Source organism: Lysinibacillus sp. FJAT-14222 (assembly GCF_001278875.1).
Lineage (GTDB): Bacteria > Bacillota > Bacilli > Bacillales_A > Planococcaceae > Lysinibacillus > Lysinibacillus agricola.
Genome location: NZ_LIYL01000054.1, coordinates 1 through 14,280, shown reverse-complemented (window position 1 = coordinate 14,280; position 14,280 = coordinate 1). Strand labels below are relative to the sequence as shown.

12 protein-coding genes, 1 pseudogene and 1 other annotated feature are annotated in these 14,280 nt (G+C 36.5%); of the genes and pseudogenes, 2 read left to right on the top strand and 11 right to left on the bottom strand.

From position 1 onward, the window contains the following. Positions 1 to 174: 174 nt before the first annotated feature. The gene (locus AN161_RS27875) at positions 175 to 597 is read right to left on the bottom strand and encodes an ATP-binding protein (protein ID WP_053596645.1); all 423 of its coding nucleotides are present in this window, start codon (positions 595 to 597) and stop codon (positions 175 to 177) included. A 638-nt stretch (positions 598 to 1,235) separates the two neighbouring features. Between AN161_RS27875 and AN161_RS23010 the strand changes: the two genes are divergently transcribed. Beyond that, positions 1,236 to 1,892, top strand: coding sequence for a Type 1 glutamine amidotransferase-like domain-containing protein (locus AN161_RS23010; protein ID WP_198926932.1), 657 nt, complete (start codon positions 1,236 to 1,238; stop codon positions 1,890 to 1,892). A 195-nt stretch (positions 1,893 to 2,087) separates the two neighbouring features. On the opposite strand, the gene AN161_RS23005 is transcribed toward AN161_RS23010, so the two are convergent. From AN161_RS23005 to AN161_RS29950, 3 genes and pseudogenes are all read right to left on the bottom strand, one after another. Next, positions 2,088 to 2,579 carry an HIT family protein gene (locus AN161_RS23005; RefSeq protein WP_053596644.1) on the bottom strand — a complete coding sequence of 164 codons (492 nt, stop codon included), beginning with the start codon at positions 2,577 to 2,579 and terminating at the stop codon, positions 2,088 to 2,090. A 450-nt stretch (positions 2,580 to 3,029) separates the two neighbouring features. Next, a pseudogene (locus AN161_RS23000) lies at positions 3,030 to 3,896 on the bottom strand (hypothetical protein). 265 nt (positions 3,897 to 4,161) lie between these two features. Next, a complete protein-coding gene (locus AN161_RS29950; protein WP_155242506.1) occupies positions 4,162 to 4,323 on the bottom strand; it encodes a hypothetical protein in 162 nt (53 codons plus the stop codon). A 294-nt stretch (positions 4,324 to 4,617) separates the two neighbouring features. Here AN161_RS29950 and AN161_RS22995 point away from each other — a divergent pair, with 294 nt between their 5' ends. Then, complete coding sequence (locus tag AN161_RS22995) at positions 4,618 to 5,091, top strand: DUF2975 domain-containing protein (protein ID WP_053596643.1); 474 nt, start codon at positions 4,618 to 4,620, stop codon at positions 5,089 to 5,091. A 165-nt stretch (positions 5,092 to 5,256) separates the two neighbouring features. Here the strand turns inward: AN161_RS22995 and AN161_RS22990 are convergent, their stop codons facing one another. From AN161_RS22990 to rsgA, 7 genes are all read right to left on the bottom strand, one after another. Continuing rightward, positions 5,257 to 5,541: a hypothetical protein gene (locus tag AN161_RS22990; RefSeq protein ID WP_053596642.1), complete on the bottom strand. Its 285-nt coding sequence runs from the start codon at positions 5,539 to 5,541 to the stop codon at positions 5,257 to 5,259. Between the two features lie 200 nt (positions 5,542 to 5,741). Beyond that, positions 5,742 to 5,972 carry a hypothetical protein gene (locus tag AN161_RS22985; RefSeq protein ID WP_053596641.1) on the bottom strand — a complete coding sequence of 77 codons (231 nt, stop codon included), beginning with the start codon at positions 5,970 to 5,972 and terminating at the stop codon, positions 5,742 to 5,744. Positions 5,973 to 6,713: 741 nt separating this feature from the next. Continuing rightward, on the bottom strand, positions 6,714 to 8,396 hold the full coding sequence (locus tag AN161_RS22980) for a DUF6138 family protein (RefSeq protein WP_053596640.1): 1,683 nt from the start codon (positions 8,394 to 8,396) through the stop codon (positions 6,714 to 6,716). A 602-nt stretch (positions 8,397 to 8,998) separates the two neighbouring features. Further along, on the bottom strand, positions 8,999 to 9,520 hold the full coding sequence (locus tag AN161_RS22975) for a CbrC family protein (protein WP_053596639.1): 522 nt from the start codon (positions 9,518 to 9,520) through the stop codon (positions 8,999 to 9,001). Positions 9,521 to 9,813: 293 nt separating this feature from the next. Continuing rightward, complete coding sequence (gene proS, locus AN161_RS22970) at positions 9,814 to 11,250, bottom strand: proline--tRNA ligase (RefSeq protein ID WP_053596638.1); 1,437 nt, start codon at positions 11,248 to 11,250, stop codon at positions 9,814 to 9,816. A gap of 60 nt (positions 11,251 to 11,310) precedes the next feature. Continuing rightward, positions 11,311 to 11,530, bottom strand: a binding site (T-box leader). Between the two features lie 227 nt (positions 11,531 to 11,757). Then, a complete protein-coding gene (locus AN161_RS22965) occupies positions 11,758 to 12,774 on the bottom strand; it encodes an aminoglycoside phosphotransferase family protein (protein ID WP_053596637.1) in 1,017 nt (338 codons plus the stop codon). Then, entirely contained in the window at positions 12,771 to 13,838 is a 1,068-nt protein-coding gene (rsgA, locus tag AN161_RS22960) for a ribosome small subunit-dependent GTPase A (protein WP_082340370.1), read from the bottom strand. The genes AN161_RS22965 and rsgA overlap by 4 nt, the downstream gene beginning before the upstream one ends. Positions 13,839 to 14,280: the final 442 nt, after the last annotated feature.

The window sequence follows — 14,280 nt, the reverse complement described above, 5'->3', positions numbered from 1 at the left end:
TTTTGACAAAATGGTATTCGTTTTATTCTTGTATTTATCAATTATATAGGAAGCATTCCACAACAAAAAAAGAGTGTTAAATACTTTTTACAATTTGACACTCTTTTGACTGATATATTTTTATGTGGAATAAGTTTTTTTTACTAAACGCCGTTGTTTAAGTCCAAGTAAATACTACGATCTCCCTTTAGGAATAGTAACTAAAAAGTGAACACCATTTTGGGTATTAATCATTAAATAGGTAATAGAAAGAGATTCAAATATTTGTTTTACAATATAAAGACCAAGTTCGCTCCTACCAGTATTTCGATTTCTCGATTCTATAAAATGGCTCAAATAATTGTTGTATTTCCTTGTCTTTAATGATGACAATTGTATTTGAATCTGATTTTCTTTTGGAAGCTCAGTCACCACTATAAGTATCGTTTCTCCGTGCGGTGAATACGTAATCGCATTATGAATGATGTTTTTAAATGCTTTTTCTAATAAATAACGATCAGTACGTAAATTCATGTTCGGAGAAATTTGTTTTATAAACTGTTTAATTAATTCTTGAATTTCTAAATCGTCTTCTATTACAAGAATATGATAGTTCATCGATATATCCCCCTCGAAGCACATTATAACCTTTCAATCTGTAGTTTATGTGAAAGATACCTCATATTCCCTTTGAAACCTCTACTAGCCTCTCATCCGTAAAACAAATATTCATTCTTTCATGGAATCGATAAATGCTGTCGACGCTATTTTTTATCTTTTCTCTAAATAGTTAGTACAATGTATGTATATATTATTACTCGATAATCGCATTGCGAAGATGGGGACCTTTACGACGTTGTTTTGGTAACATCATTGAGCGCATAATCGGCTTGATGTTGCTTTTAAATAGAGTTTGATTTAAAACACATCATATATCCGTATTTTTCGGTAAAATAGAAAAATCCATTTTGAAAAAAAAGATCGAACAAAATGGATTTTTATCTAGCCGTTTGAAGTTAATGTTTTATAAAAAAGTCTAATGATATGTTACTTTCAATATTCAACAATCGCGCCCGATTGTTGAATATCATTTTTTAACTAAAGCCCCTGTAGCTATATTTATAAACCATCGCATAAAAGTTGAATAAATAATATGTAAACCAATGTGAGTTAAATATTTTTAATATCTTTATTTTTTATTTACAATTATTGTATAATTTAGAGGTGATTTGATAAATAAAATTACGGAGGAACTTATGAAAACTCACTATTATTTAGGATGGTTCAACAACTTTTTCCCAGAGAAGCTGGGCAAAGTGTTACAGAAAGATATTAGTAATAGAAAGTCGCTTGTTATGATTAGCTCGAATCCATCATTTTATGAAGAGGTTAGTGCTACTGAACGCTCGTGGTTCGATTATGCTAACATTCTGTTTGATGAATATCATTTAATTAATTATCTTGTCCAGAAGGAAGATGCCCAATTATTAATTCAAAATGCCTCTGTAATTTTCTTGCTGGGTGGAAATACTGTTAAACAAAATGAGTTTTTAATAGAATACGAATTGTCTGATGCAATAAAAAAAAGCAGAGCTGTTGTAATGGGCGCAAGCGCTGGTGCAATCAACATGTCCGCTAAATGGTTATGCTCTAAAAACTTTGGCTATAACGTTGAAGAAAGCTCTGTTTACGACGGAATCGGCCTTGATGATTTTTCCGTCCTGTCTCATTTTGATCTTGAAAATAATATGACAATGGTTCAAAATGAACTATCGGCCTTATCGGAAGAAATTAATATTTATGCATCCAACAAAGATTGCGCTGTACGTGTAAAGGGAGACAAAATTGACATTTTCGGCAATGTTTATTTAATTTCAAATTCCATAATGCAAAAATTAGAAGAGACGCTCTAGTTATGGTTTTCTAAACAATGTCATTTATTATCAGAGTGGAAAATAACACCTATTGATTGAACTGTACTTTTGGTACAGTTCATTTTTTGAATTTATAATTTCTTTCTAAGCAAGTCATACCACTTTTGAAGTTGATATAAAAAAAACACAATTCCTTTTCAAGAATTGCGCCCGATTACGGTATAACAAAAAATTTCACCTATTGTTGGTACTACAATAGTTTTCACTTATCCACGAACGCAACTTATCTGCATAGAAAGGACGTTCATCTGGTTCAGTGTAATAACCTTTTGTTAGGTATAGGTTATCGTTTTCATATCTTGGATAAACGTGAAGATGATAATGCCACACATCTTGATTTCCAGCAGGTTCATTATGTTGTCGAGTAGAAACTCCATCACAACCATATGTATTTTTCATCGCAAACGCTGTCAATTGAGCAGCACGATGAATTTCAGCAGCTACTTCTGCTGGAAGCTCATATATATTCTCGAAGTGTTCGTTAGGAACAACGAGAACATGCCCTATGTTATTAGGCCACCACTTGCTTGCGATAAACGCTGTTACATGTTTATTCTGATAAATAATGTCTCTTTGTTTCGTTCCCTTATTTGGTTTTTCTTTACCTGATACTACCCGACAAAATGGGCATTCGTACGCTTCGGGTTTATGTGAATATAATTTCATATCTCGTCACCACTCTCCTTTGTATTGAATAATGAAAACTCTGTTCCTTTTACTATCCTTTAAAACTAATATTAATCATCTCAAATATCCATTATTTCTACAATTAGTTATTCAAGAATATGGCCCTTTTCATGAAGAAAGACGCTTTCCTTATTTCAGAAAAGCGCCCGATTGTGGAAGATAATAAGCACATGTCTTCTTTAACTAACTTATCATTAGTTGAAGAAGCCTCATTCTATCCACTTAAATCCCCAATAGTTTTTTGGGGAAAATAATTATTTCGTCTATATAATTAAATATATGATTAGACTTTGTGATAATTCAATATCATGAGTTTTTCCTGTCTCGAGCTTTTCTCGATATAAGTAAATATGAGGGAATTTATTACTAATAGGGGTAGCACCATGTGTATTTTTAGTCAATTCCAATTAAGTAATTCAACCTAAAATTCTATTTTATATTTTTTGCAGCTGCGTAATCACCATAGTAGTAAGTTCTATCTAAATCATCATATTTAGGAGTAGCAATTATTGTATACCCACCATTTTCATCGACTTCAAACAAAGCTACATTATTATATTCCCATCCCACATAATGATCTGGATTTGAATCATCTACTAACATATCTATGTTGTATATCCCTTTTGTTAATATCCCACTTTTTTGAAAGTCCTCAATTAGATCTTTGGCCTTTGGAATAGGATGTTTATTTTTATTCATGTCAAATTCAAATTGAAAATTCACCACACCTACATACCTGCTATTATAATTTTCACGTCGGGGGTCACTTGGTATTAATGTAGGTAAAAGTCCAGTAGTATCGATCTTTTGAGTCTTTTTAAAATTATCAAGTAGCTCTTGAGAATTATTTATATTTAACCCAATGTTGTCATAAGGAAATATACGAATAGGACCATTTTCTTCTGGGACAGCTTTATTGGGATATTTTACTAACCCATGTTTTTTTATGATCTGTTTCATTACTTGAACTACTTCTGGATGTTGCTCAATATATGCGCCCTTGAATTGTTCGAGATAGATATCGTCACTATCATCTTCTAAAATTTTCAAAGTATCTCTTTCAATCATTAGGAACGATAAGTACGATATGGCTTTTTCATTTCTACATAAGTCTGATGGTCAATCCCATTAAGCCAATTATTATCTGTCCGAATAACAGAAAACTCACCTTGTATTCCATAGTTTGTTTTTAAATATTCTTGTATTGGTTGATTCAGATTTAGAGAAACATCCACTAAGAATTAGGATTGATGTACTTGCTAAGATGACTTGAATCAATCTTTTAATACTCTTCATTTTCCAAACTCCATTTCCTAAATTTTAATAATATTATAACATTTTCATTCAACTAAACTGCCACGTTGGCATAAGTACACTTCTTCACAATCTTAACGAAACAATTAATAAAGTCACTCCCTAATCTGGCCCTATTTATGAAGAAAGACGCATTCCTTATAATGATCTGCACCCCAAATGTTAGAGTCGTGTCTAACATTTGGGGTGCAGATCAATTACAGAAAAGCGCCCGATTGTTGAATAAACCTATACTCTTCTTTTATTCTTATACATCAGGATTTTCACTAGAGGCTTTCCACTCCAATTCATTTAACAGATTCAATGCTTTTTGAGTTGAGTCAATCAATGAGAAATCTTCTTTTGTTTTTCTTAATTTCAATGCTTCTAAAAAACATTCTTCGGCTTCATTTTGCCTCGCTAATTTCATAAGGCATTTATCTTTGTGTTGCTAGCCATACATGTGTATTTCTCCTTCTATTTATCAGAAACTTTTTTCGATTTCCAATCTAACCTTTTCAAATAGAAAAAGCACAATTCTTGCTGCAGAATTGCGCACGATTGTTAGGTTACTTCATAATAAAATTTACAATAATTCAAGTACGATTCCCACATAACAATCAAATCAATATTTAAAACAATAAAAATATAATAAAAAACAAAATAATTTATTGATAATCGATAAATATTATATTAAAATCATATAATCAGTGAGGTGCTTTAAATGAATGGTAAACTAGGTTCAACTTTTTTCTTAAAGGTTGTTGCTTTTCTTATTGGAATTGCGGTACTTGCCGTGTGTATATTTTTGTTGCCTGAAGCAGCCAGAAGAGATGCTCTAGTGCGTCCAGGAGATTACTCGATATATCCGTTGTTAATATGTGCGTATGGAGTATGCATTACGTTTTCTGTAGCTTTGTATCAAGCATATAAACTATTGAGTTATATCGATAGTAACAACGCTTTTTCCGAGTTATCCCTTAAATCCTTGAAGGTTATAAAAAAATGCGCTTTTACAATTATTTTCTTAATTTTATTAGTAATAGTTTACTTAAGGGTGTATGCCATGTTCACGGGTGATGACCCAGCAGGTCCAATCGCACTTGGACTAATAGGGATATTAGCAACAGCTATCATCGCTGCCATTATGGACGTACTTCAAAAGCCATTAAAAAATATCCTAGAAAAAAAGAAATAAAAATGTAGATGTTTATATTGCAGGTATAATATCTTCTTTCCCTATTAAATTAAATGGCTCTTAAATGAAAAATTGGCGCCTATTCTTTTTCAAGAATTGCGCTCGATTGTGGAAGATCTTTAACACAATAATCGCATATTATATAAATGGTGTGACAATAAGTAATTATCTCTTACCTTTTAGTTCTAAAAGTATAGGTGTTATATTTAGTAAGGTAGAAACAATTGTCAAAAACCATAATGCCTTTTCCATACTAGGTACTACATCCAATAGAGTTGACCAATCTTCAACTTTTACCCACCCAGATACAAGACTGTATTCTGAACAAAGTGTTAATGCTGTAAATGATAATCCTATCGCCATAGCAAGCTTATAATCCTTTCCTGCTACATACATATAAAGATTTATAAGTGTTGCTACTATTGCAATAATCCCTAATATTATCCACATAACTATACCTACCTCCATAGATTTTTATTTATGTCGTGTAATAATACTAATGTGCATCATTTTTTGCATTACTTTATATTAGACATTAATACGTCTAATCTTATTTTACAGTAAATGCTCATTCCTTTTGTGATTTCTTATGGAACAAACCTACCCTGTTAATTTAAGCACATTTCTTTAAGCACATTTGAAGCCAACAGTTATCCAAAGTGATTATGAAAACACCAAACAACAAGAAAAATACTCACTATCCCCCAAGCAGCGGTACTCCACATCCACCAAATTATGGATTTTGCTTTTGATGAATTTTCCTCGTCTTCCATATTTGCTTTTATAAAAGCGACCTTACTTTCCATACCTTTTTTTATAGAAGTGAGAACAACAAATCCAATTATTATGAAACCAATAGTTATCCAAAGTAATAGGTCCACCTTTACACCCCCTTTATATAATTGAAATTCACCGCAATTTATTATAGTAATTAGATTCTACAAAGATAATCCGAAATTTTACATAATCACGTATTAAAATGCTGAAACTTAAAGTTCCCAAAGCGTCGTTTGGTGACATTTCATAAAAGGTTGTTATTCAATAATATGGCCCTTTAGTGGAACAGCTTATTGTCACTCTACATTTCCTTAATCGATCTTTTAATTCAGATATTCTTTATAAATGTCCGCATTGTACATTTTNACACTTTCGCTCAAAATGTACTTCTCTATTCATGTGTATGAATAATTACAACTTGACATGGAGACCTCTACTCGCATGAATCGGCAGCCGAAACCCAGCTACTACAAGAGCTGGCTAGCCGAACAAGGCTATCATGCTCGCCACTCCAAGTAAAGTTGTAATATACATTGGTGAGCAAAAATGTACATGGTTATTCGAGCGTAATTGTACGTACTTATAAGCGCATTTATAATTCTTTTAGTTTCACTATAAAAACACCATTTTAGATTACTAATTCAAAGAGGGAAAAACGGTCAAACCTAAAACATCTGCAAGTACGGTTTTTCTCATGAAAAAGGACTCCCTTCGACATTGGGTAAATCGCCTCGTTGTAACTTTCCTTCATTTCATGAACAAAACTGTTAGCTCGGCCTTTAACATTGCACTTCCTACTTTATAGGGAAGTCTTGCTCTTTAAAGAATTAAGGAAAGCTAACCAATTAGTAATCTTCCATCCAACCTACTAATTTTTCTAGCATTTCTTGGATTGGCGCTGATTCTTTTTCAATGCGCTGTGCTAGATCCTCCATACTACCAAAAATTTGATATAATACATAGCTACGTTGGTAATCTTCTTTGTTCTCCAGTTGATGTATCAATTCAGCTAGCAATTCCAGTTTATCAATGTGAATTCCTTTTAACTGCTCGAGCTCCCCCTCATTTGCGCTAAGTAAAATGTCAATCAGTACAGGCATCCGTTCCACTGATAGATCGTGCATGGTAAGTAAAGCTTCTGCATAGTTATTTTGTACAAGCTGGTGCTCTGAATCAACAAGTGACATATAGCTTTGCACAAGGGGAAAATAAGCATCGCTAAAAAGCCCTAAACCAAATACAGCATATGTTCCAGGCATAGCGGATAGCTCGCTAGGCTCCACGTCCTCATACCATGCATATTCCTCCATTGCCACTTTTGCATAGTCGGCAATCAATGGGAATAGGTTTGGATACGCAAGGCAATTTGCAAAAAATTGATGCAGCTCAGTTTTCGCAAGGCTTTGAATCGGTAAATAGTTTTCTTCCTGACTCTCTAACTGTAAGCTATAGCCTTTGACAAAGCCCGCTTGTAACAAATCGATGATGTAATGCAACGCTTCACGATAGGCTTCTTCTTCCTCAACAATGATGTGAATTGAAATGAATTTTCGAATATCATTGGCTGCTCCTTGAAAGCGCGCACTTTTCCTTCTATGTTCATAATGATCACTGCCATTTTGTAAATAGTCCTCCGCCTCTTGTGAGCCAAGTTGCTGCGCCAATTCAAGATATTGCTTACGTGTATCAGGTTCTTTAGATCCGGTTTGTAAGGCAATATAAACGAAGAACTCTAACTCCGTTTGCTTAGGTCTTGCCTCTGAGTTTAGTATCCATTTCGTTTCATATTCTCCTGTCTCCTCAAAATAAACCGATAAAATATACTCCTCTGCCCAAGCTTTAAATGCCAATGTATAATCATAAATCCACTGGTTTAAGCGTTCTTCATTCCCGCTATACTTCACCAATAACCGTTGCACTAATGGATCGATATCAGCTACGCTCTGATGGAAAAAATGTGGATTGACTAGGCAACGTGCAAAGAAAAATCCATCTTTCTTAGCAGGACATCCAGGCAAATCAGCCATCACTTTTGTTTCAATAAAAGAAGCTAACGTTTGTTTCGCTAATGTGAACTTGTCGTTATTTAATAGCTCTTTTTGATAGCAAATCTCACGCCCCTCGTGCTCAAATTCCAATATAAGTTGAAGGCGATAATCAAAAAGTTTCGCATGATATTCATCGGATTGGAAAACCGAATCTATTTTGGCACATAAAGCGGAAAATAATTCTTCTATTTGGTTGATGTCTGTTATCTCTTGCATGTAATCGCCCGCTGCTACCCTATAAGCATCATCATGCCAACTAAATGGCTCGTATGTATAAATCGAAATCGTTCCATAATGAGGGGTTCCCCATTGTAATTTATTCAATTTTTCTGATGTCCATTTCACCTTTACATAATGATTAACCCCTATATGGAGCTGGCTCCAGTCTTTCATTTTACTAATTCGGTCGTTTTCCTGCTGATAGAAGCGCTCTAACTGCTGCCATACATCCGCGAAAAATTGTTCTAAATACTGTGACAAATTCATTCCCCCCCCATTTGAATGTTTTGATATAAAATTCCGTAATTACTATTTTGTCAGTATTTGTATTCACTTCACAAAAAAGGACAATCGTGATTTCTTAATTATCAAACTATAAGTACCTATTTTTTGCACCAAAACCACGACCATCCTTGTATTCGTACATTTCAATTTTCATCAATTCATCACTAGACGGCAAAGTCAGTCCCCCTTGCATCACTATGACTTCTTTTACAAATGCCGACGATTCATCATTAAGTATATTCTTTTCCTTCAATTTACTTGTAACGTTAATGAACTAAATCAACGAGTGTTTCTTTCGTTCGGTGTATGAACTTTTCTTCTATAGTCCGTCCTGAACAGCCAATTAACAAGGATTATCGCAAGGGGGAAATCGATGCCTTACCGACTATCCAGATGCTTGAAAATGTCTCCTTCCAATCTATAAAACAAGCGTATTTCCTAAAATGAAACAAATATTCTCCATGAAATTCATCTATTGTTTCTTGGTCATTTCTCCGCACTAACTAATGTAGTAGCTCTGGTACAGTTTCTCCAGAGCTATGGTCAACTTCCCCATATTTCAACAATATAACCTAGATTTAATCAAAGTCGGAATACAGAATGTATTGCTGACATTCTAAGCATTGAAATAGATAACCTTGATGCGAGCCATTATTACGCAAAGTAGCGGATAGCTCTTCTTTGCTATGACCATTAAAATGTTCAAACTCCTCCGTAATGCCCATCTCCACTAGCTCTTGCCAGCCAACATAATCAATAAATGCGCAATAATCCGTGCAATGGGCTACCCAATCATTTCCTTGCCAACTAATATATCCGGGTGTTCGATGCAACACTTCATCTGTATAGTCATCATTCTTCACAAGCTCGGAATTTAATAAATCTTGCTGAAATTGACCATCAAATTTTTTCGCAGCCAGCCCACTATGAATACAGCTTGGACAAAGATATTCCACCTCTTCAATCGCATAAATGCCTTTTGTACAATACATGTCTACTTCTTGCTCACAGCAGTCGCAAACAACTAATTCACCCGTTTTAAAAATATTCGCTTGTATTGGATTCGGTATATATTTAAATGTTGGTAATGGTATTTTCATCTCCACTTCCTCCTGAATGACACGTGGCAATAATGGCTTTACATTTTGTGGTTTGTCAATCCAATATTTAATCGCGCCGTATTTTCTCTGACCTTTTTTATTGCGTAATTCCATGACGGATGTAAAAATTTTGTATGCCTCGACATACATTTATACAAGACTAAACAACAAGAGTTAGAAAAAATAACAGCCGTCACAGATAATCTGTATATAGATTGGAAATATGGAGATATTACAAAAGCTGAATACTAGCGTATGAAAGCAAAATTTAACACCTTTATACACTATTCTTTTTAATATGCCTGAGCAAACCAAACTGTATGCTTTGCTTCATTGCCACAGCAAATACAAGACGTTTTCGTAGTTGGTGGGTTAAACGGAATGTTACGAGAAGTAAATTTAGTCTCTTCTTTCACTTTTTCCTCGCAAGCATCATCTCCACACCATCCAGCAAGGATCCAGCCAGGAATAGATCCGTTTTCCTTGGAACTACTAATATGCTGCTGTAATTGCTGAAGTGTATCTATATTTATATGAGCGTTGGCATCGCGGAATTGGCGCGCTTTTTCAAATAAGCGAGTTTGCATAGTTGTTAGTTCTTCTTCAATTGCTGAAACAACATTAACCAGGTCAATTGATTGCTTCTCATCTTCATCTCGCGCTTTTAACAATGCTTGATTGTTTTCTAAGTCACGTGGTCCTAATTCAATTCGAACTGGTACACCTTTTAATTCCCATTCATTAAATTTAAAGCCTGGTGATTGGTCGGAATCATCAAGACGTACTCGAATTCCTTTTTTCTTAAGGGCCGCATAAATCTCGTCTAGTTTCTCCATAATTTCAGGGTTCTTTTTCCATGGACCTACAGGTATTAAGACAACTTGGGTTGGTGCAATTCGTGGTGGTAAAATAAGGCCCTGTTCATCACCGTGAACCATAATAACTGAACCAATTAATCGCGTGGAAGTACCCCACGATGTTGTGTGTACATATTCATGCTGATTGGCTTTATTTAAATATTTTATTTCAAAGGCTTCAGCGAACTTTGTCCCTAAATAGTGAGAGGTCCCAGCTTGTACGGCCTTTCCATTTTTCATCATTGCTTCAATAGAAAATGTATCAACTGCACCTGCAAAACGTTCGGAAGGTGTTTTTTGTCCATCATAGACAGGAATTGCAAGTAAACCTTCTACTACCTCCTTATAGATAGCTAACATTTGCATTGTTTCTTTTCGTGCATCCTCTTCATCGATATGTGCTGTATGGCCCTCCTGCCATAAAAATTCAGAAGTGCGAATGAACGGAAGTGTTTTCTTTTCCCAACGAAAGGCATTGGACCATTGATTAATTAAGACCGGTAAATCACGGTAACTTTTAATCCAATTCGAATAGAGATGTCCAATCATCGTTTCAGAGGTCGGACGAAGCGCTAAACGTTCTTCTAATTTCTCGCCCGCTGCCTCCGTTACCCAAGGAAGCTCAGGTGAGAAACCTTCGATATGTTCTTTTTCCTTTTGGAAGAAGGATTCAGGGATTAGCATAGGGAAATAAGCGTTGCGGTGACCTGTTTCTTTAAAACGTCGGTCCATTTCTTCCTGAATATGTTCCCAAATTTCATAGCCGTCTGGTTTAAATGCGATACAGCCACGAACTGGTGTATAATCCATTAAGTCTGCCTTTTGGATTGTCTCAATGTACCATTTTGAAAAATCATTTTGTTGTGTTGTCATGTTCTTTCCTCCATTTTTGTATTCTCTGATTAAAAATAAAAAGCACAAAGCTGTCCTTAAAATAAGGACGTCTTTGTGCCGAATAAACGTGGTACCACCTTGAATTTAGTTTTAAGATAATCTTAAAACCCTCAAACGTTTTGTAACGAAAACGACTCGGTTATGTTTGCATAACATCTCCGTGGTAGGTTTCAGATAAGAAGCGGTGATATAGCTCTCAGCAATTGCTATATTCTCTGTTTCACGATTCTTACTTACTTGGCCACATCATCAATTCATATTTTATATAACTTTAGCAAAACAGTTAAATAATTTCAAACATTTAATTAAAAACGATTATTTTTCAGGAAATATCAGAAAATTAAATTTACTTTACTTTCCCCTGACCAAGTTTGCTTTTAACTAGCCAAAATTCATAAATATTTCTGATCTATTGGAACATCCCACGCCCCGTACGTTCTACCCTGGCTACTGATCGATTAAATTTAAATAAAAAAAGTTATTTATCTACATATTTCTCATCTCATGGATTTTTTGCAAGGTATCAAGGTGATTTGATTTATCTTCGGGCGACTTAGCGAATTTATACCACTCCACAAGCCTGTATCCGAACATAGCCAGAATTAGTTCATAGATACAATGTTCGGATACATGGGACACATCCGCATATTCCGAAAAACCCCTGTAATATGCCGGAATGCATTTTCGGTAGTATTCAATCATATGACAGACGTCGGCTTCATCAGTTATTAAACTCGCGATATCCTCGCCCATGTACCCCCATCCGGCGGTATCCCAATCGATAAGTACGATTTTACTGTCCGAATAGAATATGTTTGCCACCCAAAAATCTCTGTGGCAAAGCACTATTGGTAGCTTTTCAATTCGACTGAATATTTCGTCCGCATTGTTATCTAAGTCTATGAGCATTTTACACAGGTACTTCGGGATTTCACAGTCATCGGAGCGTATATAATCATACAAAACATTCCATGACCGATAACGCAGATAGTGGTTTTTCATAAACTCAACCTTGCTTAAATTGGACAAATTCTGCAATGCTTTTGGTCGCTCAGTGTACAATTTGCCTTGAAATTGCCCCAATTCCTCGGCTATACGTTCATACATTTCCGAGGTTAGATTTAAGCCTGACACACCATCAATATATTCCATCCACAGTTGAATCTCATCGCCATTTATTTCGGCGTGATAACACTCCGGCCACCGGAACGAGTCGGAGAAAACCTTTTTGAAATCCGATACATAGAGGTCGTATTCCCTACGCCATGAATCCGGATCACCATAACGCTCAAATTTCTTCTGTGTTTTCCAAACTATCTTATACGGCAGATTTTCGCCATCAGAAGTTTCAACTATGCCTGTTACAAGCCGAACAACTCCTATTGTCCCGCCTTGCAACTCTTTAAGTTGATAATCTGCGCGGATTATCGTCTTGTCGAGCATTTTACTCAAAACAAGCGCCAGTATTTCGGGCTTTACAAACTTTTCATCATGGTTGTTCATTTCTTGTATCCTCCCTTTTTACCCTTATGTCGCATGGCAATCGACTTTTGCCACGCCTGTTTATCTACGAGATCCCCCGATTTATCCTCCACAAACTTGTTTTCCCGCTTCTGTACAAGGTAACGCTCCCAATGCTCTGGTGCCAATGATCCATCGGCAAGGGCGGTAAGAACTGCGCAGCCCGGCTCCGTCTGATGGCGGCAGTCATTGAAGCGGCACTGTGTGAATAATTCCTCCACATCGTTAAATCCGGCGCTGATCCCGTCGTCCGCACCGAACAGCCCAAGTTCACGCATACCAGGCGTATCAATAACCATCGCACCGGAAGGGAGCATGAAAAGCTGGCGATGCGTTGTTGTGTGCCGGCCCCGGCTGTCGCCCTCGCGGATAGCCTTGACAGTCATCACTTCCTGATTCATCAAGACGTTTAGCAATGAGGATTTTCCCACACCGGACATGCCGAGTAATACCACGGTTTTTCCTGGTTGCAGATATTCGCTCAACCCATCTAACCCACTCCCGGTGTGGCTGGAAACTGCGTGTACTGGCACATCAGGAGCTGCTTTCTGAACTTCAGCTAACGGTGCGCTGAAATCCGGGGCCAAGTCAGCCTTTGTTAAGATTACGACAGGCTGGCTGCTGCTCTGCCGTGCCTGTGTCAGGTAGCGAATGATGCGGCTGACCTTGAAATCCCAGTTTAGGGACGACACGATAAATACGTAATCAAAATTCGTTGCAACGACTTGCTCCAGTATGGTTTTGACATACCCTACTGCGTGTCCCGAATAGTCAGCGCGGGAAAATTTCGAGCGGCGAGGCAGCAATTTGGCAATACGCGAAGCACCGTTTTCGTTGTATTGCAGAAATACAAAATCGCCAACGCACGGAAAATCTTCCCGAGTCACCGCAGTGTGGTAGAAAGCGCCCTTCAATACAGCCGTCACTTCTCCTTGTTCGGTGATGACGGTATATTGCTCTCGCTGTAGTTCAGTAACCCTTCCAGGTATTAAACCTATCGGCGGCGTTTCGGCTTCGATATAGCCGTATTGTTTCAAATCAATCATTGAACCGATCCTCTCCTAAAAGTTGTTTTTGGGCATAAAAATACCGCGAACAAGCAGCCTCCTAAGAAGCTGCTGTTTCGCGGTGAATAGCCAAAAGTCGACTATAATCAAAAAGGAATACGAACTTCATCGTATCCCGCTAACAGCAGTATTCACGAAAGGTTACTGTTTACGGCATAGCAAAAAACACGGGTGATATTCCCGCTTGCGCTCATTCCAAGTTATATTCAAAAATCGGAATTTACTATGCCCGATATTCGGTTAAGTTAAAACCACCAATACCATATAAGTTGTCATTAAAAACATCTCCTTTCGCAGAAAAAAGTTGGAATATAATTCCACTCCTATAGTGTGCCATAACCCTTTCTGACTACTCCCACAGCTAAAGCAGTGGGGTTCTTATATACTTAAGAGAAGCGTTACAAAGCTCTCCACAGATGGT

Bases quoted from the DNA above. Each gene is read 5' to 3' on its own strand.
- AN161_RS27875 (WP_053596645.1), bottom strand. From the start codon at position 597: ATGAACTATCATATTCTTGTAATAGAAGACGATTTAGAAATTCAAGAA.
- AN161_RS23010 (WP_198926932.1), top strand. From the start codon at position 1,236: ATGAAAACTCACTATTATTTAGGATGGTTCAACAACTTTTTCCCAGAG.
- AN161_RS23005 (WP_053596644.1), bottom strand. From the start codon at position 2,579: ATGAAATTATATTCACATAAACCCGAAGCGTACGAATGCCCATTTTGT.
- AN161_RS29950 (WP_155242506.1), bottom strand. From the start codon at position 4,323: ATGAAATTAGCGAGGCAAAATGAAGCCGAAGAATGTTTTTTAGAAGCA.
- AN161_RS22995 (WP_053596643.1), top strand. From the start codon at position 4,618: ATGAATGGTAAACTAGGTTCAACTTTTTTCTTAAAGGTTGTTGCTTTT.
- AN161_RS22990 (WP_053596642.1), bottom strand. From the start codon at position 5,541: ATGTGGATAATATTAGGGATTATTGCAATAGTAGCAACACTTATAAAT.
- AN161_RS22975 (WP_053596639.1), bottom strand. From the start codon at position 9,520: ATGAAAATACCATTACCAACATTTAAATATATACCGAATCCAATACAA.
- proS (WP_053596638.1), bottom strand. From the start codon at position 11,250: ATGACAACACAACAAAATGATTTTTCAAAATGGTACATTGAGACAATC.
- AN161_RS22965 (WP_053596637.1), bottom strand. From the start codon at position 12,774: ATGAACAACCATGATGAAAAGTTTGTAAAGCCCGAAATACTGGCGCTT.
- rsgA (WP_082340370.1), bottom strand. From the start codon at position 13,838: ATGATTGATTTGAAACAATACGGCTATATCGAAGCCGAAACGCCGCCG.